Genomic DNA, 20940 nt, shown 5'->3' on the forward strand with positions numbered 1-20940 from the left:
GCCTCAGAACAGATCGCTGCGGGATTTCAGCAGATTTTCCACATCCTTATCGACCTTGATATGGATCTCATGCTCAATTTTGACATTCATATTAATGGTGATGGGCTCTTTCGATGCCGCAATTTCGATACGCGGCGTACAGCCGGCGAGCAGCATCGGCGCCACCATGGCCAGTAGCAACTTCTTCATTTAGGTTCCTTACATGTCTTACCGTCCGTACAGCGCCGCACGGGCAGCATGGCATTCTGTTCGAGCCACGCCTGTAAATTGTCGCCGAAGCGTAAACTGCGCCACAGGTCGAAAATATTCTCTTCATGAGCGTAGTTTAAATGCACGGTACTGCTTTTCCCGTCCACCCGGCTGGTACCGTTGATGGTGGCCTTAAGCGTCAATACGCCCAGATTGTCGAGGTTAATCCGCGTCCACGAGCGGGAGATCTCCATATAGCGCAGCCAGTTAATCGCCGCCCCGGCGGAGACATTGTCCGCCACCAGCGCATCGGCAGTGTCTTTATCCAGCCGCAGGGTCATCGGCCCGTCATTACGCAGCCAGCCGTCGTGGATGATCCATTGGTTGTTTTCCAGCCACAGCGGCAGCGCGCCGCTCACCGCCCCGGACATGGCGAACTGCTTCACCTTGACGGCGCTGGTGAGTTCGCTGCTGGAGATATGTTGCAGACGGATCAGCGCCGGGTCGCGCTGCGGCATGCGCAGCTGCAGCAGGGTCAGTTTTCCGCCTAACAGATCGACGCTGACGTCGCTGAGCTGCAGCGGATTGGCCTCACTCCACGGCCAGGTGCCCTGCAGGTCCGCCGTCAGATTGCGCGCGGTAACCTGGTTGACGATTTCGCCAATACGCAGGGAGACCGGACGGCGGGTGCCCAGCTGCCAGTGTCCGTCGCTGAAACGGAATGGCAGCACGAAGTCGACGCCGTTAATCTGGTTATCCGGCATCCAGGCGCTGCCGCCCTTCAGCACGCCGTGGCCGCCCGCCTCAAATCCCTGCCCGGCTGCTGCCGAAAAGGCCACCTGCGCATAGAGACTCCCTTCCCGCAGATTCATCTTCCAGTCCGGTGGCACCAGCGGCTGGAACACCGTCAGCGACTGTTTTGGCCACCACGCCTGGCCGCGCAGCCGTTCGCCGTCCCAACGCCCGGTCAGCCGCACCGGGCCAATGGCATCGGCGTGCAGGGCGCCGGTGAACTGGAACCACGTCGGGTCCCGGCCGTCGAGGGCAAATTTCAGCGTTGACGCCGGGAGATAGCTGCCGCCGGAGAAGGTGGTTTTGGCCGCGTCCAGCGACAGCGCGCCGGTCAACCGCGGGTGCTGGGCATCACGCAGCCAGCGGATCGGCTGCTCGAGCGTCAGACGCGGCGTACTGACCCGCATCGTGCCGTACTCGAGCTTATCGAAGCCGGTGGAGAGGCTGCTCAGGGTAATAGCATTGTCGCGCCACTCCCCGCTGCCCTTCACATCCCAGCGCGCCTGCATCGGGGTGAAGTGTCCCTCACCCCAGTAGCGCCATTGCCAGCGGCCGCTGTCAGGCAGAAAATCGCTCGCCTGACCGTCCAGATGCAGCGTAAAGTCGCCCATCTGCTGCTCATGGGCGCGGAGGATCGCCTGCAGGCGGCCATCGACGCCCTGCTGGGTCACTTTCACCCCAGCCAGCGGCCAGCGAATTTCATCAATATTCAGCGCATCGATCACTCGTCCGCGCGAACGCAGCAGCGCCCCGGGATGAAACGCCAGCTGCGGGCTGACCAGCGACCCGCTGAGCTGCGCCGGCAGCGCCGCGTAGAAGATCATCTCCCCCAGCTTGGCCTCGCCGGTGAGCCGCAGCGGCATGTCGCTGTTATCCATGCTTAGCTTGCCCGGACCGATATTCAGCACCGCGTTGCCTTTGCCGGCATGCCCCTCGGTGAGGACATTTAAGCGACCGCTGACGGTCATCTGCTCGGTCCCCTGCTGCCAGTTACCCACCGACAATGCGACGCGCCCGCTGAGCGGGTAGTTCTGGTAGCGGGTGCGCCAGCGGCCGTCGCTGATGGTGATCCGCTCCGGGGTGATCTCCCACGGCAGGTCCAGGATCGGCTCTACCTCGCCGCGCGGCGTCACCAGCAGCTGGCCGCGATTGTGCTGCCACTCGAGCTCGGCATCGATCCATTCCGCGGTTTGTGGAAATTCAAAGGTGCCCTGCATCTGGCCGTCGACCGGCAGACCATCCGGTACCAGCGGCAGGTGGAAGGTTCCCACCAGCTTCACCGGCGGCTGATCGTCAGTCAGCCGGGCGCTGAACTGGCTGACGGTGAGGGCCTGGCCGCGCAGGCGCGCCTGCAGACTCAGTTCCTTACCGGCAAAGCCGATGTCCTGCTGCACTGGCGTCAACGACATCACCAGCCGCCCCTGCCATTTCTCCCACGGCGACAGCCGCAGGTTATCAATCGTTAACCAACTGTAGGGCAACATCGATTGCCATTCGGCGAGGGTGCGCGGCGATCCCGGCGTGGGCTCGCTGGCCGGCAGTTTGCTCAGACAAGCGCTGTTGATGTCCAGCTGGCCAATATGCAGCCGCCAGCGGCTGGGACGCGAAAGGCGGGTATCGGTCACCCGGGCGAGTTCACAGTCGCCCACCAGATAGCGCAGGTCGGGGATCAGCAGAGCCGACCGCGTCAGACGCGGGCTCTCCTGCAACGAGATACGAGTGCCCACAGGCAGCCAGATGCCCGCCAGCGTCGGCACCCAGTGGGTCAGCGTCAACAGCAGCGTTAGCGGCAATAACACCAGCACTAACACCAGCGCGATGGCGGCTTTATATTTACCCTTCATGGGCAGTTAATATCCTGATTCAACATAAGTAAAAGCCGAATGGCGCCCATTGTGACACGTTCGACCAGTGAGTGAAAGTTTGCGACCTGTTAAAGCATAGTTGCCAGCCGGTATCGCGGCGCGGCGATCGGCCGTCATCATTTAGCTTTTGTTTAAGCAGCGCCTGCCACACTCCAGCCAGACAGAAATGGCTTGCGGGAGAGACCGTGTCGTTAATTATCTCGCTCTTTGAGAGCGCACAGGGCCACTATCCATTGGTATTACTAATGGTTTTCCTGCTCACCTTCACTAAATCCTGCGCGCTGGTGTCGCTGGCGATCCCGGGCACCTCCGGCCTGCTGCTGTTGGGGACATTCGCTTCCGCCAGTCTCGGTCATTTCCTGTTAATGTGGTCCAGCGCCAGCCTCGGCGCCATCGGCGGATTCTGGCTCTCGTGGTGGTTAGGCGTTCGCTATCGTCACCGCCTCACACAGTTACGCTGGCTCACCGCCGAGCGGCTGGCCCGCAGCCGACTCTTTTTTCAGCGCCGCGGGCTGTGGGCGGTCTTTTTCAGTCGCTTCCTCTCTCCCCTGCGCGCCACCCTGCCCCTGGTCAGCGGCGCCAGCGGCCTGCCGCTGTGGTCGTTTCAGCTGGCTAACGTCAGCTCCGGTCTGCTGTGGCCGTTTCTGCTGCTCTCCCCCGGCGCTTTAAGCCTCAGTTTGTGGTGAAAAAACTTTGTCTTTCAAAGAGATTCCGCAAATCCGCGATATGCTCTAGAATTAGCATAAGCACCTGCCAATTAAACTATTTTTTAATAATTGTATGATTATTTTAAATATGCTACCGTGACGTTATAATCACTGGAGAAAAGTCTTATGAAAATCGCGGTTTACAGTACGAAGCAGTACGATAAAAAGTACCTGCAGCACGTGAATGATACCTACGGCTTTGAACTGGAATTCTTCGACTTCCTGCTGACAGCGAAGACCGCTAAAACCGCCAACGGTTGCGAAGCGGTGTGTATCTTCGTCAATGACGACGGCAGCCGCCCGGTGCTGGAAGAGCTGAAGGCCCACGGCGTGAAGTATATCGCTCTGCGCTGCGCCGGATTTAACAACGTCGACCTCGAGGCGGCAAAAGAGCTTGGCCTGCGCGTGGTCCGCGTCCCGGCGTACTCGCCGGAAGCCGTCGCTGAGCATGCGATCGGTATGATGATGTCGCTCAACCGTCGCATCCACCGCGCCTATCAGCGTACCCGTGATGCCAACTTCTCCCTCGAAGGCCTCACCGGTTTCACCATGTATGGTAAAACCGCCGGGGTGATCGGCACCGGGAAAATTGGCGTGGCGATGCTGCGGATCCTCAAAGGTTTCGGCATGCGCCTGCTGGCGTTCGACCCGTACCCAAGCGCCGCCGCGCTGGAGCTGGGGGTGGAATATGTCGACCTCGCTACACTGTACAAGGAGTCGGACGTGATCTCCCTGCACTGCCCGCTGACCGACGAAAACTACCATCTGCTCAATCGCGAGGCGTTTGACCAGATGAAGGACGGGGTGATGGTGATTAACACCAGCCGCGGCGCGCTGATCGACTCCCAGGCGGCCATCGACGCCCTGAAGCACCAGAAAATTGGCGCGCTGGGGCTGGATGTTTATGAGAACGAACGCGATCTGTTCTTTGAAGACAAATCCAACGATGTGATCCAGGACGACGTTTTCCGCCGCCTCTCCGCCTGTCACAACGTGCTGTTCACCGGCCACCAGGCGTTCCTCACCGCTGAGGCGCTGATCAGCATTTCGGAGACCACCCTGGGCAACCTGCAGCAGGTCGCCAACGGCGAAACCTGCCCGAACGCCATCGTCTGATTCCTTTCCCTTTTGTGCTCCTCTCCCGGGGGGGAGCACATTCAGATAATCCCCACAGATCCCCGCTGCGATACCGTTACACTGGCTTGGTTTTATTAGTAATGTGAATGTTTTGGAGTGAAAATGAACAAATTGGCGGCGCTACTGGCGGCAGGTATGCTGTTGTCCGGCTGTGTCTATAACAGTAAGGTGTCCACCGGCGCGGAACAGCTGCAGCATCATCGCTTCGTGCTGACCAGCGTCAACGGCCAGGCGGTCAACGCCGGCGACCGGCCGCTGGAGCTGAGCTTCGGCGAGAAGATGGCTATTACGGGCAAGATGTATGTTTCGGGCAATATGTGCAACGGTTTTAGCGGGGAAGGCAAGGTGTCGGACGGCGAGCTGAAGGTGAAGTCGCTGGCGATGACCCGGATGCTGTGCCACGATGCCCAGCTTAATACCCTTGACGCGACGATCGGCAAGATGTTGCGCGAAGGCGCGCAGGTCGATCTGACGGAAAACCAGTTGACGCTGGCGACCGCCGACCAGACGCTGGTCTATAAGCTCGCCGACCTGATGCATTAGCCGGCCTTGAGGTGCCGCTGACGCTGCCCCGCGATGGGGCCGCCGTTAGTAGCCGCAGCTGCCGCCCGCCAGCGCCTGCTCGCTGCAGCGTTTGCCGTTCGGCAGCGCGCACATGCCAATCGCCGAACCATCGAGCTGACGAGCCACCGATAACGAGCCGCCTATCATGGCGCAGTTGGCCTGACCGGCGTCGCTCATCGCCGCCCGCATGCCTGGCGTGACGTGCGCCGCCGTGGCCTGCTGAACGGGTTCACTACTGCACGCCGACAGCAACAGCGCCGCACAACCAACTAATATCGCAGCTCGCATTCTCTCTCCCCTCGGAAACGTCTTAAAAAAGCAAACCCCAGAATAATAGGCAGCGTGGCGGGCGGCGTCGAGGGGGGAAGTACGTATTTATGCGCCTCATTAACATTTTCTAGCAAATTTTCGCCGAAAGCTTGATCTGCTCCGGCCTGGTCGCCGGGCGCACGTGACTCGACACTCGGCAGGAAGCCATTTTCTCCGCGAACCATGCAAAATATTGATCTGGTCACGGGTGGCCGGCGCATTGAGGACACAAATGCAAAAATGGCCGCGCCAACGGTTTGCTAAACTACCCCTTATATAATTACAGGGCGCGTCGCGGTTTCACGTGTCCATTCTTTTGCGCAATGTAAGGGTGTCTTCATATGATTACGATTGATGGTAATGGCGCGGTCGCTTCCGTCGCGTTTCGCACCAGTGAAGTTATCGCCATCTACCCGATCACGCCCAGTTCAACGATGGCGGAACAGGCCGACGCCTGGGCCGGCAATGGGCTGAAAAACGTCTGGGGCGATGTTCCCCGCGTGGTCGAAATGCAGTCGGAGGCAGGCGCCATTGGCGCCGTACATGGCGCGCTGCAGACCGGCGCCCTCTCCACCTCCTTTACCTCATCGCAGGGTCTGCTGCTGATGATCCCCACGCTGTACAAACTGGCCGGCCAGCTGATGCCGTTTGTGCTGCACGTCGCCGCCCGCACCGTCGCCACCCACGCGCTATCGATCTTCGGCGATCATTCCGACGTCATGGCCGTGCGGCAGACCGGTTGCGCCATGCTGTGCGCCAGCAGCGTCCAGGAGGCGCAGGATTTTGCGCTGATCTCGCATATCGCCACCCTGCAAAGCCGGGTGCCGTTTATTCATTTCTTTGATGGTTTCCGCACCTCGCACGAAATCAACAAAATCGCCCCGCTGGCGGATGACACCATTCGCGCCCTGCTACCGCAGGATAAAATCGCCGAGCATCGCCAGCGCGCGCTCAATCCGGAACACCCGGTGATCCGCGGAACCTCGGCCAACCCCGACACTTACTTCCAGTCCCGGGAGGCCACCAATCCGTGGTACGACGCGGTCTATAACCATGTTGAGACGGCGATGAACGACTTCGCCGCCGCCACCGGCCGTCAGTACAAACCGTTTGAGTTTTACGGCCACCCGCAGGCAGAGCGCGTGATCGTCATTATGGGTTCGGCCATCGGTACCTGCGAAGAGGTGGTTGATGAACTGCTGAGCCGCGGCGAGAAAGTCGGCGTGCTGAAAGTGCGCCTCTATCGCCCATTCTCCGCCGCCCACCTGCTGGCAGCGCTGCCGGAAAGCGCCCGGGCGGTAGCGGTGCTCGATCGCACCAAAGAGCCTGGCGCGCTTGCCGAGCCGCTGTATCTCGATGTGATGACCGCCCTGGCGGAAGCCTTTAACCGCGGCGAGCGCGAGACGCTGCCGCGCACCATCGGCGGCCGCTATGGCCTCTCCTCCAAGGAGTTCGGCCCGGAATGCGTGCTGGCGGTATTTAGTGAACTGCAGTCCGCTCAGCCGAAGCCACGCTTTACCGTCGGTATCTATGATGACGTGACCAATCTGTCGCTGCCGCTGGGAGAAAATACCCTGCCAGCAGAGGCCAAGCTCGAGGCCCTGTTCTACGGTCTCGGCAGCGATGGCAGCGTGTCAGCCACCAAAAACAACATCAAAATCATCGGCAACTCGACCCCGTGGTTCTCGCAGGGCTATTTTGTCTATGACTCGAAGAAAGCGGGCGGCCTCACCGTCTCGCATCTGCGCGTCAGCGAAAAACCGATTCGTTCTTCGTATCTGATTTCGCAGGCTGATTTCGTCGGCTGCCACCAGCTACAGTTTATCGATAAATACCAGATGGCCGAGCGGCTGAAGCCCGGCGGTATTTTCCTGCTTAACACGCCTTACGGCGCCGATGAGGTCTGGTCTCGCTTGCCGCAGGAAGTCCAGGCCACTCTGAATCAGAAAAAAGCGCGTTTTTACGTGGTCAACGCGGCGAAAATCGCCCGCGAGTGCAGCCTCGGCGCGCGCATTAATACCGTGATGCAGATGGCGTTCTTCCATCTCACCCGCATCCTGCCGGGCGACAGCGCGCTGGCGGAACTGCAGGCGGCGATCGCCAAAAGCTACAGCAGCAAAGGCCAGGAGCTGGTGGAACGCAACTGGCAGGCGCTGGCCCTGGCCCGGGAATCGCTGGCGGAAGTGCCGCTCCAGCCAGTGAACGCCAGCAGTCCGAACCGCCCGCCGGTCGTCTCCGACGCCGCGCCGGATTTCGTCAAAACAGTCACCGCCGCGATGCTGGCCGGCCTCGGCGATGCGCTGCCGGTCTCCGCCCTGCCGCCGGACGGCACCTGGCCCATGGGCACCACGCGCTGGGAGAAACGCAATATCGCCGAAGAGATCCCCATCTGGAAGGAAGCGCTGTGTACGCAGTGCAACCACTGCGTCGCCGCCTGCCCGCACTCGGCGATCCGCGCCAAAGTGGTCGCGCCGGAAGAGATGGAGAACGCCCCTGCCAGTCTGCACTCGCTGGACGTCAAATCCCGCGATATGCGCGGACAAAAATACGTTCTGCAGGTCGCCCCGGAAGACTGCACCGGCTGCAACCTGTGCGTTGAAGTGTGCCCGGCGAAAGATCGCCAGAACCCGGAGATCAAGGCCATCAATATGATGTCGCGCCTGGAGCATGTGGAAGAGGAGAAGGTCAATTACGATTACTTCCTCAACCTGCCGGAAATCGACCGCACAAAACTGGAGCGGATAGATATTCGTACCTCGCAGCTGATCAGCCCGCTGTTTGAATACTCCGGTGCCTGCTCCGGCTGTGGCGAAACGCCGTATATCAAACTGCTGACCCAGCTGTATGGCGATCGGATGTTGATTGCCAATGCTACCGGCTGCTCCTCCATTTACGGCGGCAACCTGCCCTCGACGCCGTATACGACCGACGCCAACGGCCGCGGCCCGGCATGGGCCAACTCGCTGTTTGAGGATAACGCTGAATTCGGGCTCGGCTTCCGCTTAACCGTCGACCAGCACCGTCAGCGCGTGATGCGCCTGCTGAGCGAATTTGCCGACAAACTGCCGGCAGAGTTGAACGCGGCGTTACATGCCGAGGCGACGCCGGAAGTACGCCGCGAACAGGTGGCGGCCCTGCGCCAGGCGCTGGCCGGCGTGGACGGCGCTGAAGAGCTGCTGACCGATGCTGACGCGCTGGTGGAGAAATCCGTCTGGCTGATCGGTGGCGACGGCTGGGCCTACGATATTGGCTTCGGCGGTCTGGATCATGTGCTGAGCCTGACGGAAAACGTCAACATTCTGGTGCTGGATACCCAGTGTTACTCCAACACCGGCGGCCAGGCGTCAAAAGCCACCCCGCTGGGGGCGGTCACTAAGTTTGGCGAACACGGTAAACGCAAGGCGCGCAAAGATCTGGGCGTCAGCATGATGATGTACGGTCATGTCTATGTGGCGCAGATTTCGCTGGGCGCGCAGCTGAACCAGACGGTGAAAGCGATTCAGGAAGCGGAAGCCTATCCGGGACCGTCGCTGATCATCGCCTACAGTCCTTGCGAAGAGCACGGCTACGATCTGGCGCTCAGCCACGATCAGATGCGTCAGCTGACCGCCACTGGATTCTGGCCGCTCTACCGCTTCGACCCGCGTCGCGCTGACGAAGGCAAACTGCCGCTGGCGCTGGATTCTCGTCCGCCGTCCGACGCGCTGGCCGAGACGCTGCTCAACGAGCAACGCTTCCGTCGCCTGAACGCCCAGCAGCCGGAGGTGGCGGAGCAGTTGTGGAAAGACGCCGCCGCCGATCTGCAGAAACGGTATGACTTCCTCGCCCAGCTGGCCGGCAAAGCGGAGAAATCACCGAGCGAAAGCTAAGGTTATTTTCCATCCTGCAGCCATAAAAAAAGCCCGAACATGTTGTTCGGGCTTGTCGTTTTACCGATAAACAAAATCATTCCGCAGAATGAGACGGCAACAATAAATAATTGGCATGACAATAAAGGCATATAACGTGCGAATAATACGTGATTACCCTGGGCATGTATAATTTTTATTTTGTATATTATCCACGGATATATTCAGCATAATTATCACCATTTCTTTGGTATTATTTATTTTAGATTTTACTTATATCGTAACAATTGAGTCTTACCATATCTCAGACCGCTCCTTTAGCATGAGTTCACTTCCTTCCCGGAAGCTAAAACATAAAAACAGTTAAAGGAATTTCTTCATGAAAAGAAAAGTACTGGCCCTCGTTATTCCGGCTTTATTAGCCGCCGGTGCCGTCCATGCGGCGGAAATTTATAATAAAGACGGAAATAAATTAGATCTCTATGGCAAGGTAGACGGTCTGCACTATTTCTCCAGCGACTCGAAAAAAGACGGCGATCAAACTTATTTGCGTTTCGGCTTTAAAGGCGAAACCCAGATCAACGATATGCTTACCGGCTATGGTCAGTGGGAATATAACGTTCAGGCCAACAACACCGAGAGCTCCAGCGATCAGGCGTGGACCCGTCTGGCATTCGCGGGTATCAAAGTCGGCGATTACGGCTCCTTCGACTACGGTCGTAACTACGGCGTGCTGTACGACGTCGAAGGCTGGACCGATATGCTGCCGGAGTTCGGCGGCGACTCCTACACCTATGCGGATAACTTTATGGCAGGCCGCGCCAACGGCGTCGCGACCTACCGCAACAGCGATTTCTTTGGCCTGGTGGAGGGTCTGAACTTTGCCCTGCAGTATCAGGGTAAAAACGAAGGTCAGAACGCGCAGGATATCAACGTCGGCACCAATAACCGCAGCAGCGACAGCGATGTTCGCTTCGACAATGGCGATGGCTTCGGTCTCTCCACCTCTTATGACTTCGGCATGGGCATCAGCGCGGCAGCGGCCTACACCTCTTCTGACCGTACCAACGATCAGATGACCCAGACCAACGCCCGCGGCGATAAAGCCGAAGCCTGGACCGCCGGCCTGAAGTACGACGCCAACGATATCTACCTGGCGACCATGTACTCAGAAACCCGCAATATGACCCCGTACGGCAATGACGGCGTGGCCAACAAAACGCAAAACTTCGAAGTCACCGCGCAGTATCAGTTCGACTTCGGCCTGCGTCCGGCCATCTCCTACCTGCAGTCCAAAGGCAAAGATCTCTATAATAACGGCCGCTACGCCGATAAAGATCTGGTCAAATATATGGACGTTGGCGCTACCTATTACTTCAACCGTAATATGTCTACCTACGTTGATTACAAAATCAACCTGCTGGATGACAACGACAGCTTCTACAAAGACAACGGTATCTCTACCGACAACATCGTCGCCCTGGGCCTGGTTTACCAGTTCTGATGCGCCAGCCCGCCGGTTCCGGCGGGCTTCTTCCTCCCGCCGTACAGTAGATAAAACAAAACAATATATCCCGCTGGTTAAAATAGCCGTCCATTTAGTGATATAGTCGTGCTCAGTCAGTGCTTGCCCGAGGACGTCCACCATGCATCATCACCCGGTAAAATCATCCCGAATTATCTCTGTCGCCTACGATGACGCCTCCGCCACACTGGAAATCTATTTTTATCACCAGCCGCCGTTGCAATATACCGGCGTGCCACCGCGTATTTTCCGCGATTTTTTACAGGTGGTGTCAAAAGGACGATTTTATGACGGCGTGATCAAAGGGAAATTCCCCGAACGCAAGCCACGTTAATGTCAAAGTGTGACCACGGTCATGATACAAAACGTGCTCTAATGCCGTACAATGTGAGGGGATACTTAAACAGGAGGTTTTTATGAGCAGAATGATTCTTGTCCCTATCGATATCTCTGATAAAGAATTTACTGAACGCATTATCAGTCACGTTGAATCGGAAGCACGGATTGACGACGCCGAGGTCCATTTCCTCTCCGTGATCCCTTCCCTGCCCTATTATGCCTCACTGGGAATGGCTTACACCGCTGAACTGCCGGGTATGGATGAGCTGCGCGAAGGAACGGAAACGCAGCTTAAAGAGATCGCCAAACAATTTTCCATCCCGGAAGATCGGATGCATTTTCACGTCGCCGAAGGGTCGCCAAAAGATAAGATCCTCGCGCTGGCCAAGTCGCTACCCGCCGACCTGGTGATCATCGCGTCGCACCGGCCAGATATCACCACCTATCTGCTGGGCTCCAACGCCGCCGCGGTGGTCCGCCACGCCGAGTGCTCAGTCCTGGTGGTGCGTTAACGCCACAGCCCGCCGCCCGGCGGGCTTTTTATTTCCGCTTACACCGCCTCCGCCTGCCTGCCCGCAGCGGAAAGTGCCGGAAAGATGCTGACATTCTGCCCCTGAATCCGTACCATACACGCCACGGTTGTCTGTCAGACCTCATTAATTGCTACGCGCCAGCGCCACGTTGTCCAGGCTGGCAGAACGCGTGCTCTTCTGATGCCACACTATGAATTGAGCCACTATTACATGCTGCAAAATCAAGAAATCAGTAAAAAAGAAAAATACAACATCGATAAGCTGCAGAAACGTCTGCGCCGCAACGTCGGTGAGGCGATTGCCGACTTCAATATGATTGAAGAGGGCGACCGCATTATGGTTTGTCTTTCTGGCGGCAAGGACAGCTATACCATGCTGGAGATCCTGCGTAATCTGCAGAAAAGCGCGCCCATCTCCTTCTCGCTGGTGGCGGTGAACCTCGATCAGAAACAGCCTGGGTTCCCGGAGCATATTCTGCCGGCGTATCTTGAGCAGCTGGGCGTGGAATACAAGATTGTCGAAGAGAATACCTACGGCATCGTCAAAGAGAAGATCCCGGAAGGGAAAACCACCTGCTCGCTGTGCTCTCGCCTGCGTCGCGGTATCCTCTACCGTACCGCCACCGAGCTCGGGGCGACCAAGATCGCCCTCGGCCATCATCGCGATGACATCCTGCAGACGCTGTTCCTGAATATGTTCTACGGCGGAAAAATGAAAGGGATGCCGCCGAAGCTAATGAGCGACGACGGCAAACACATCGTCATCCGCCCGCTGGCGTACTGCCGCGAAAAGGACATCGAGCGCTTCTCCCAGGCCAAAGGCTTCCCGATTATTCCGTGCAACCTGTGCGGTTCGCAGCCAAATCTGCAGCGTCAGGTGATCGCCGATATGCTCCGCGACTGGGATAAGCGTTATCCTGGGCGCATTGAAACCATGTTCAGCGCGATGCAGAACGTGGTGCCTTCACATCTGAGCGATGTCAATCTGTTTGATTTTAAAGGCATCACCCACGGCTCCGAGGTGGTGGACGGTGGCGATCTGGCGTTTGACCGGGAAGAGATTCCCCTGCAACCTGCCGGCTGGCAGCCGGAAGAAGAAGACGCCCGTCTCGATGAACTGCGTCTGAACGTGGTGGAAGTGAAGTAACCCTCACGCGTCTCAGGCAGCCGCCTGAGACGCACTAACCTGCCCTTACTTCAGCAGTCGAACGCGGCAGGCTTTGCCCTTAATCTTGCCATTTTGTAACTGCTTATACGCCTTCTGCGCCATATTCTGGCGGATCGCCACATAGACATGAGCCGGATGGACGGTAATTTTACCGATATCGGCGCCATCAAAACCCATATCCCCGGTCAGGGCTCCCAGCACATCTCCCGGGCGCATTTTCGCCTTTTTACCGCCGTCGATACACAGCGTGGCCATCTCCGCCGTCAGCGGCGCGATGGTGGTGTTGCCCGTCGGCGCCGGCAGCCAGTTCAGGGAGAGCTGCAGCATGTCGGCCAGGATCGTGGCGCGCTGCGCCTCTTCCGGCGCACAGAAGCTGATGGCCAGCCCTTGTTCGCCGGCGCGGGCGGTACGGCCGATGCGGTGAACATGCACCTCCGGATCCCAGGCCAGCTCGAAGTTCACCACCAGCGCGAGGGATTTGATGTCGAGGCCGCGGGCGGCGACGTCGGTCGCCACCAGAACCCGGACGCTGCCGTTGGCGAAGCGCACCAGCGTCTGATCGCGGTCGCGCTGCTCGAGATCACCGTGCAGCGACAAGGCGCTCTGCCCGGCGGCGTTGAGCGCATCGCAGACCGCCTGGCAATCGCGTTTGGTGTTGCAGAACACCACACAGGAGGCGGGTTGATGCTGGCTGAGCAGGCGCTGCAGCAGGGCAATCTTACCGTGGCGGGAAACTTCAAAGAACTGCTGCTCAATCGCCGGGAGCGCATCGACAGTGTCGATCTCAATTGTCTGCGGATTGCGCTGTACCCGGCCGCTGATCGCCGCGATTGCCGCGGGCCAGGTGGCGGAAAACAGCAGGGTCTGCCGGTCAGCCGGCGCGAAGCGGATCACCTCGTCGATGGCGTCGCTGAAGCCCATATCGAGCATGCGGTCCGCTTCATCCATCACCAGGGTCTGCAACGCGTCAAGGGAGACGGTCCCCTTCTGCAGATGATCGAGCAGACGGCCCGGGGTGGCGACGATGATATGCGGGGCGTGCTGGAGTGAATCTCGCTGGGCGCCAAAGGGCTGCCCGCCGCAGAGCACCAGAATCTTGATGTTCGGCAGGCAGCGCGCCAGGCGACGCAGCTCACCGGCAACCTGATCGGCCAGCTCGCGGGTCGGACACAGGACCAGCGACTGGGTTTCAAAGCGCGCCGGATCGATATGCTGCAGCAGACCCAGCCCAAATGCGGCCGTTTTTCCGCTGCCGGTTTTTGCCTGCACGCGCACATCTTTCCCCGCAAGGATCGCCGGCAGGGCGGCGGCCTGAACCGGGGTCATCGACAGATAACCCAGCTCATTAAGGTTGGCTAATTGGGCGGCAGGTAAAACAGTCAGGGTAGAAAAAGCGGTCACAATGTATTCTCGTATTAAAGGACGGACAATCTGCAGGCGCGTATCCTCGCAGATCTCCGCGCCTGATGCGACAATTTAATCGGCTCTTCGTCAGGCGGCGGATCGGGCTGCGGCTGCGGACGCGGTCGTGGGTCGGGTAAAGGAGCCGGATCGTTCGGCTCGGGTGAGATGGGGATAGACTGGGCTGTCAGCCCTGAAGCGTAATGCATAGAGGCCTCCCGGAGAGTAATACGGGCGTACCCGCAGGCTTAACGGCCTGAAGACCGTCGGGTGTCTTAGTAAGCGTAGAAGCTGGTCCGGAGAGCGCAAAAAAAAAGCCGACTCAACAAAGTCGGCGTCGTACGAATCAATTGTGCTATGCAGTAATTCAAAAAAGGAAGTAAGACAATATGGAGCGCAACGCCCATCGCTTGACGTTGCATTCACCTGCGAGAGAGATATTGCCCTGAATGGGTAGGTGGTTTATTGATTTCGCTCAAACATTGCCGGGTTTTCCCGGCAATGCGGCCGCTAAAAGGCGATTCTTTACAACCATTTACTGCGATGTAACCACCACGCAACACCACCGATGACAACAACTAACATCAGGCAGAAGAGGCTAAACCCCAGATGCCAGCTGTTTCCCGGGATCCCGCCAAGGTTGACGCCGAACAGGCCGGTTAAAAAGGTGCTGGGCAGAAACACCATCGCCATCAACGACATCGTGTAGGTCCGCCGCGCCAGCGACTCCTGCATAATCTGGGCGATCTCGTCGCTCATGATCGCCGTCCGGGCGATACAGCTGTCGATCTCATCCAGACCGCGCCCCAGCCGCTCAGCGATATCCTGCATCCGCCGCCGCTGATCGTCACTCATCCACGGCAGCCGCTCGCTGGCCAGTCGGGCGTAAACGTCGCGCTGCGGCGCCATATAGCGTCGCATCACAATCAGTTGCTTACGCAGCAGCGCGAGAAAACCGCGCGGTGGCACCTGTTGGTCAAGCAGGTCATCTTCCAGGTCGATAATGCGGTCGTGCAGCTGTTCGATAAACTCGCTGGCATGATCGGTCAGCGCATCGCAGACTTCCACCAGCCAGCTGCCGCCGTCCGTCGGGCCATTGCCCTCCTTCAGGTCACCCAGCACATCGTCCAGCGCCAGCACCTTGCGCTGACGGGTGGAGACGATCAGCCGCTCGTCCATATACAGACGCATCGCCACCAGCTGGTCGGGACGCTCATCGGTACTGCCGTTAATACAGCGCAGGGTGATCAGCGCCCCGTCGCCGATCCGCGTCACCCGTGGCCGGGTGCTCTCTCCCGCCAGGGCGTCACGCACGTTATTGGGCAGCAACGGGGTGGCCGCCAGCCAGTCGGCGCTGTCGCTGTGGGTATAATTCAGATGCAGCCAGCAGGGCTTGTCTTTGTCGATAATATCGTTATCGGTGAGCGGCTTCACGCCCCCCTGCCCGTCGAGCACCCACGCGAAGATCGCGTCCGGTATTTGCAACTCCGAGCCTTTAATCGCGTCCACTCAACCTCCGTTAATCCATACCTGTCACATTGCGCGCACTCTCTAAAGGTACGCGAAAGCGCGCTTTTTCGCTTTTTATTGCCCGGTAAGTAGGGCTAATAGCTTCATTAAAAAGCGCTTTCGCCCCGGGTCGCGCTGCACTCCTCATTTAACGTTAAAGCGTAGTGAAATCAAGTTCTTCCCGTTTTGCCGATCTCAATGCGTCTTTTTGCGGTTTATTTTGCCACTCATTGCTGTATTATGCTGTTTATTGCGTTAATTTGCGGAATCGCTTGCCATGCATAAGCTCGCCAGACAAAAACACATCCTCGACAGGCTGAGTGAAAACGGCCAGCTAAGCATCAGCGAACTGGTCGAAGGGCTACAGGTCTCCGCCGATACCATTCGCCGGGATCTGAGCGAGCTGGAAAAACAGGGTGTCCTGCAGAAAAGCCACGGCGGCGCCATCGCTCTTAACGTCCCGGCGATGACGCGCCAGGGTCGAAACGCCTTGCTCCCCCAGACCAAGCAGCGCCTGGGTCAGCAGGTCGCCGCGCGCATCCCCCTCGGCTCGACGCTGTTTCTCGACGCCGGAAGCACGGTGCTGGCGGTCGCCGCCCAGCTTAAAGGGCCAATGACCGTGATCACGCCTTCGCTGGATATCGCCCAGCTGTTTAGCGACCGTGCGGATATCCAGCTGATCCTGCTCGGCGGCCAGTGGGATAGTGAACAGCGACTGTTCGCCGGCAGCGCTACGCTGTCGCTTGTCGCCCGCTACCGCGCCGACATCGCCATTCTCGGCGCCTGCGCGCTTCATGCCGGGCTGGGGCTGAGCGCCAGCCAGGAGGCCGATGCTGACGTGAAGCGCGCCATGCTGGCCGCCAGCGCAGAGCACTGGCTGGTGGCAGACCATACCAAAGTCAACCATTGCGAGCCGTGGCTGGTGGCCGGGCTCAGCGATATTCACCATCTTTTTCTTGATCGTCCCTGGGCTGAGCTGGGGGATGACCCCGCCCTCTCTGTACACATTGCTGACGCTTAACCGCGTGGAGAACCTGATGAGTAACAACACAATAAATATCGCCCTGATTGGCTATGGCTTCGTCGGTAAGACCTTCCACGCGCCGCTTATCCGTTCAGTGCCGGGTCTGAATCTGGCGTTCGTCGCCTCGCGCGATGAAGAGAAAGTCAAACGCGACCTGCCGGATGTCACGGTCATCGCTTCCCCGGAGGCAGCGGTTCAGCATCCGGATGTCGATCTGGTGGTCATCGCCTCCCCCAACGCCACCCACGCGCCGCTGGCCCGCCTGGCGCTGAACGCCGGCAAGCATGTGGTGGTGGACAAACCTTTTACCCTCGATATGCAGGAAGCCCGGGAGCTGATCGCCCTGGCTGAGGAGAGACAGCGCCTGCTCTCCGTCTTCCATAACCGCCGCTGGGACAGCGACTACCTGGGGATCCGTCAGGTCATTGAGCAGGGCGCCATCGGCACGGTGAAACACTTCGAGTCGCATTTTGACCGCTTCCGTCCGGAAGTCCGCGTCCGCTGGCGTGAGCAGAACGTCCCGGGCAGTGGTTTATGGTTCGATCTGGGGCCCCACCTGATCGACCAGGCGCTGCAGCTGTTTGGTTTGCCGCAGTCGGTACAAGGCAATATCGCCACCCTGCGCAACGGCGCGGAGATCAACGACTGGGCGCATGTGGTATTAAACTACCCGGCGCATAAAGCGATCCTGCACTGCAGCATGCTGGTCGCGGGCGGCTCCTCGCGCTTCACCGTGCACGGCGATAAAGGCAGCGTGATCAAAGCGCGGGCCGACCAGCAGGAGAGCCAGTTGCTGGCGGGCGTGGAGCCGGGAAGTGCCGGCTGGGGTCAGGATGATGACAAGCTGGTGATCTATGACGCCTCGCTGCAGACCCACTCTCAGGCCACCCCGCAGGGCGATCAGCGCCAGTACTATATGCAGATCCGCGACGCGCTGAACGGTCAGATCGCCAATCCGGTGCCGCCGATTGAAGCGCTGGCGGTAATGGCCGTTCTGGAAGCGGCGGTGCGCGCTGCAGAAAGCGGCATGGTGCAGACCCTGGACCTGACCGACGACGAGCGCCACGCGCTGCGCTAATCCTGCCTGCTCTCCGGTTATCTGCGCATCCCGCAGGTAACCGGTTCTTCCAATCCACTTCAGAAAAAATCACTACTCGTCCGCAATATAACCATCCTTTATCCTGCTTTATAGCGCAAAGCACCGCTGGAAATTTCAGCCAATTGGGAGGAGGATAGAGAGCAGTTCGATCGTGATGAGAAAAGGGTTGCTGACGCTGTGGACGCCGCGACCGCATTAATGGACAGGAGAAGCTCATGTACTACACGTTAGGAGATACCACTCTCCATTTTTATCGCTATCAGTGCAAATTTTACGTCGCCCACTGGGACGGGGGTAACGTGATGGACGAAAAATTTAAACCGTTTATCGAACAGATCACTGAGAAGACCGGGCTGGATGCGAAACGCGTCGAGACCGCCGCGCGCGATTATTTTACCAACGTGGATTAACATGCAACCTGGTGTTGTAGGGCGTGGGTGCAGGCTGGCGCGATGAACGCGCATGCTAACCCACGCTTTCGCCGCCAGGTGTTTCTCTCCTGGCGGCTTCCCTTCCCCGTCGGCCTTAAACCGTGGACAGTTTGGCCAGAATGGCGGCGAAGGCGTCATTAACGTTATCGCCGGCGAGCAGTTTTTTACGCAACGTGAAGCTTCTGCCGCTGGAACGGATCCGTAGCCGAACTTTCGCATCATTATTCCCGCGCTCAGCCAGCACAACGTCACCTAACGGAATAACGTAGGTATCGGCATAGAGCCCCGGTGTAAATATCATCGACTCGCCGCTCACGCCAATCACCACCCGATTCTGCAGACGATAGCCATTGCACAGCGCAACAATGCCGGCGGCAATAAATACCCCGCCAATACCCATGCCAATCATTAAGATAATAATGCCGGCGATGAGCGCCAGCGCCCCCTGCGGATAAAAACCGGATGCATTAAAGGTTAATAGCTGGTGATTATCGTCGCGGCCCATCGCCCCGGTTGTTGACCGCCACGGGGTAAAACCGGCGTTAATCCGCGTTTGAAAGCTGAACATACAGCCAACCAGAAAGATCATGCTGGCGGGCACCATCACGATACCGCCAATAAACGCCAGCACGATGGCCAGATAAGGATAGCGGCCCGACAACATAATACTGACGGCCTGAACCACCACGGCGATAAACAGAGCGAGCACCAGCCAGGACCACATGCTGTCCGCCCGATGATGAAAGTTCAGCTGTCCATCATCGAGTAATAAATTTCGCGCGACAAAACAGATAATAATATTGACGAACAGGCCTATCCAGACCAGTTTATGAACATGTTTCATCCCATACTCCATTATGTATTTTACTATTCCATTCGGTGGCATTATAAAATAAACCTGAATGCCGTCGGGATATTACCAAAGCGCCACGCAAGATCAATAAAAAGCATGTTCATGTCATCTATTCCCAGATTAACATGTCCGGTTATCATTTATAGGAATTATAAAATCCACTAGAAGTATTGACGTTATTTTCACGATGAGAATATCACCCTGCCGCCCGGCAGGGTGTTGGCGATTAACCTTCTTTCATCGCCACCAGCGCCGGGGCGCTTTTCTTCCGCAGCAGATAGCCTGCGGCGAGGATGAGCAGCCATACCGGGATCAGGCAGACGGAGATGCGGATGTCGGGAGTCAGATACATCACCACGAGGATCCCGGCGAGAAACAGCAGGCACAGCCAGTTAGTCAGGGGATAGCCGAGGCTTTGGAAGGCCGTTACCTTCCCGGCCCGCTGCATAGCGCGACGAAACTTGAGATGGGTGATGCAGATCATCGCCCAGTTAATCACCAGGGCCGCCACCACCAGCGCCATCAGCAGGCCAAACGCTTTACCAGGCATCACATAGTTAATCACCACGCAAAGCGCCGTGGCGACGGCAGATACCGCCAGCGCGGTCAACGGGATCCCCCGGCGGTTAACCCGCAGCAGCGCCCGCGGAGCATTGCCCTGCTGAGCCAGGCCGAACAGCATCCGGCTGTTGCAGTACACACAGCTGTTGTAGACCGACAGCGCGGCGGTGAGCACCACCAGATTGAGAGCGTTGGCCACAATATTGCTGTCAATGGCATGAAAGATCAGCACAAAGGGGCTACCCCCCTCCACGACGTTACGCCAGGGATAGAGTGACAGCAGGACCGCCAGCGACCCCACATAAAACAGCAGAATACGGTAGATCACCTGGTTGGTGGCTTTGGGAATGGTTTTATGCGGTTCGTCGGCTTCCGCCGCGGTGATCCCCACCAGCTCAAGCCCGCCGAAGGAGAACATGATTACCGCCATCGCCATTACTAAGCCCGTGATACCGTTAGGGAAAAATCCCCCGTCCTGCCACAGGTTGGCCACCGTCGCCGCCGGGCCGCCGTGGCCGCTAAATAACAGATAGCTGCCAAAGGCGATCATGCTGATGATGGCGGCCACTTTGACAATCGAGAACCAAAACTCCAGCTCGCCATACACTTTGACATTCGTCAGGTTGATGGCGTTGATCGCCACGAAGAAGATCGCCGCCGACAGCCAGGCGGGTACTTCCGGCCACCAGTACTGAATATAGATCCCCACCGCCGTCAGCTCCGCCATGCTCACCAGCACATACAACACCCAGTAATTCCAGCCGGACATAAACCCGGCGAAAGGCCCCCAGTAGCGGTTGGCGAAATGGCTGAACGACCCCGCCACCGGCTCCTCTACCACCATCTCGCCAAGTTGTCGCATGATGAAGAAGGCGATCGCTCCGGCGATGGCGTAGCCCAGCAGGACCGAGGGGCCTGCCATACGGATCGTCTGCGCGATACCTAAAAACAGTCCGGTGCCGACCGCGCCCCCGAGGGCGATCAACTGGATGTGGCGGTTTTTTAACCCACGTTTTAACTGATGCTCTTGCTGCGTTGTCATCTCTGACCTGCCCCTGTCTGTAAAAAAGTCACCTTCGGCGATAGC

19 protein-coding genes are annotated in these 20940 nt (G+C 58.3%); 11 read left to right on the forward strand and 8 right to left on the reverse strand.

The window, feature by feature from the left end; translation table 11 throughout:
- Nucleotides 1-3: 3 nt before the first annotated feature.
- Both SP68_RS14115 and SP68_RS14120 read right to left on the reverse strand, forming a co-directional pair.
- A complete protein-coding gene (locus SP68_RS14115; RefSeq protein ID WP_012541949.1) occupies nucleotides 4-189 on the reverse strand; it encodes a YnbE family lipoprotein in 186 nt (61 codons plus the stop codon).
- Complete coding sequence (locus SP68_RS14120; RefSeq protein ID WP_022066057.1) at nucleotides 186-2825, reverse strand: YdbH family protein; 2640 nt, start codon at nucleotides 2823-2825, stop codon at nucleotides 186-188. The genes SP68_RS14115 and SP68_RS14120 overlap by 4 nt, the downstream gene beginning before the upstream one ends.
- A gap of 206 nt (nucleotides 2826-3031) precedes the next feature.
- On the opposite strand from SP68_RS14120, the gene SP68_RS14125 reads away from it, so the two are divergent.
- The 3 genes from SP68_RS14125 (at nucleotide 3032) to hslJ (ending at nucleotide 5233) form a co-directional block, all read left to right on the forward strand.
- The gene (locus SP68_RS14125; protein ID WP_008805142.1) at nucleotides 3032-3532 is read left to right on the forward strand and encodes a DedA family protein; all 501 of its coding nucleotides are present in this window, start codon (nucleotides 3032-3034) and stop codon (nucleotides 3530-3532) included.
- Nucleotides 3533-3679: 147 nt separating this feature from the next.
- Complete coding sequence (locus SP68_RS14130; RefSeq protein ID WP_008805143.1) at nucleotides 3680-4669, forward strand: 2-hydroxyacid dehydrogenase; 990 nt, start codon at nucleotides 3680-3682, stop codon at nucleotides 4667-4669.
- A gap of 123 nt (nucleotides 4670-4792) precedes the next feature.
- Nucleotides 4793-5233, forward strand: coding sequence for a heat shock protein HslJ (hslJ, locus tag SP68_RS14135; RefSeq protein ID WP_008805144.1), 441 nt, complete (start codon nucleotides 4793-4795; stop codon nucleotides 5231-5233).
- Nucleotides 5234-5278: 45 nt separating this feature from the next.
- On the opposite strand, the gene SP68_RS14140 is transcribed toward hslJ, so the two are convergent.
- Nucleotides 5279-5542, reverse strand: a complete 264-nt coding sequence (locus tag SP68_RS14140) for a putative hemolysin (RefSeq protein ID WP_008805145.1) — start codon at nucleotides 5540-5542, stop codon at nucleotides 5279-5281.
- Between the two features lie 362 nt (nucleotides 5543-5904).
- On the opposite strand from SP68_RS14140, the gene nifJ reads away from it, so the two are divergent.
- The 5 genes from nifJ (at nucleotide 5905) to ttcA (ending at nucleotide 12954) form a co-directional block, all read left to right on the forward strand.
- Entirely contained in the window at nucleotides 5905-9432 is a 3528-nt protein-coding gene (nifJ, locus tag SP68_RS14145; RefSeq protein ID WP_040968445.1) for a pyruvate:ferredoxin (flavodoxin) oxidoreductase, read from the forward strand.
- A gap of 358 nt (nucleotides 9433-9790) precedes the next feature.
- Nucleotides 9791-10915: a porin OmpK37 gene (gene ompK37, locus SP68_RS14150; RefSeq protein WP_022066059.1), complete on the forward strand. Its 1125-nt coding sequence runs from the start codon at nucleotides 9791-9793 to the stop codon at nucleotides 10913-10915.
- A 142-nt stretch (nucleotides 10916-11057) separates the two neighbouring features.
- Entirely contained in the window at nucleotides 11058-11270 is a 213-nt protein-coding gene (locus tag SP68_RS14155) for a KTSC domain-containing protein (RefSeq protein ID WP_008805148.1), read from the forward strand.
- Between the two features lie 82 nt (nucleotides 11271-11352).
- Nucleotides 11353-11787: a universal stress protein UspF gene (uspF, locus tag SP68_RS14160; RefSeq protein WP_008805149.1), complete on the forward strand. Its 435-nt coding sequence runs from the start codon at nucleotides 11353-11355 to the stop codon at nucleotides 11785-11787.
- Between the two features lie 231 nt (nucleotides 11788-12018).
- A complete protein-coding gene (gene ttcA, locus SP68_RS14165) occupies nucleotides 12019-12954 on the forward strand; it encodes a tRNA 2-thiocytidine(32) synthetase TtcA (RefSeq protein WP_008805150.1) in 936 nt (311 codons plus the stop codon).
- Between the two features lie 45 nt (nucleotides 12955-12999).
- Here the strand turns inward: ttcA and dbpA are convergent, their stop codons facing one another.
- The 3 genes from dbpA to zntB all read right to left on the reverse strand — a co-directional run bounded on the left by dbpA (nucleotide 13000) and on the right by zntB (nucleotide 15885).
- Complete coding sequence (gene dbpA, locus SP68_RS14170; protein ID WP_040968444.1) at nucleotides 13000-14376, reverse strand: ATP-dependent RNA helicase DbpA; 1377 nt, start codon at nucleotides 14374-14376, stop codon at nucleotides 13000-13002.
- 14 nt (nucleotides 14377-14390) lie between these two features.
- Entirely contained in the window at nucleotides 14391-14585 is a 195-nt protein-coding gene (gene ynaL, locus SP68_RS28990) for a proline-rich small protein YnaL (protein WP_049245597.1), read from the reverse strand.
- A gap of 316 nt (nucleotides 14586-14901) precedes the next feature.
- Nucleotides 14902-15885, reverse strand: a complete 984-nt coding sequence (gene zntB / locus SP68_RS14175; protein WP_008805152.1) for a zinc transporter ZntB — start codon at nucleotides 15883-15885, stop codon at nucleotides 14902-14904.
- A 277-nt stretch (nucleotides 15886-16162) separates the two neighbouring features.
- Between zntB and SP68_RS14180 the strand changes: the two genes are divergently transcribed.
- The 3 genes from SP68_RS14180 to SP68_RS14190 all read left to right on the forward strand — a co-directional run bounded on the left by SP68_RS14180 (nucleotide 16163) and on the right by SP68_RS14190 (nucleotide 18418).
- The gene (locus SP68_RS14180; protein WP_008805153.1) at nucleotides 16163-16906 is read left to right on the forward strand and encodes a DeoR/GlpR family DNA-binding transcription regulator; all 744 of its coding nucleotides are present in this window, start codon (nucleotides 16163-16165) and stop codon (nucleotides 16904-16906) included.
- Nucleotides 16869-17987, forward strand: a complete 1119-nt coding sequence (locus tag SP68_RS14185) for an oxidoreductase (protein ID WP_071891566.1) — start codon at nucleotides 16869-16871, stop codon at nucleotides 17985-17987. Before SP68_RS14180 ends, SP68_RS14185 begins: the two co-directional genes overlap by 38 nt.
- Before the next feature lie 236 nt (nucleotides 17988-18223).
- Nucleotides 18224-18418: a hypothetical protein gene (locus SP68_RS14190; RefSeq protein ID WP_008805155.1), complete on the forward strand. Its 195-nt coding sequence runs from the start codon at nucleotides 18224-18226 to the stop codon at nucleotides 18416-18418.
- 115 nt (nucleotides 18419-18533) lie between these two features.
- On the opposite strand, the gene SP68_RS14195 is transcribed toward SP68_RS14190, so the two are convergent.
- A complete protein-coding gene (locus tag SP68_RS14195) occupies nucleotides 18534-19283 on the reverse strand; it encodes a hypothetical protein (protein WP_040968442.1) in 750 nt (249 codons plus the stop codon).
- Nucleotides 19284-19518: 235 nt separating this feature from the next.
- Complete coding sequence (locus tag SP68_RS14200) at nucleotides 19519-20895, reverse strand: amino acid permease (protein WP_008805157.1); 1377 nt, start codon at nucleotides 20893-20895, stop codon at nucleotides 19519-19521.
- Between the last annotated feature and the right edge of the window lie 45 nt (nucleotides 20896-20940).

The sequence above is a fragment of the Klebsiella variicola genome (assembly GCF_000828055.2).
GTDB lineage: Bacteria > Pseudomonadota > Gammaproteobacteria > Enterobacterales > Enterobacteriaceae > Klebsiella > Klebsiella variicola.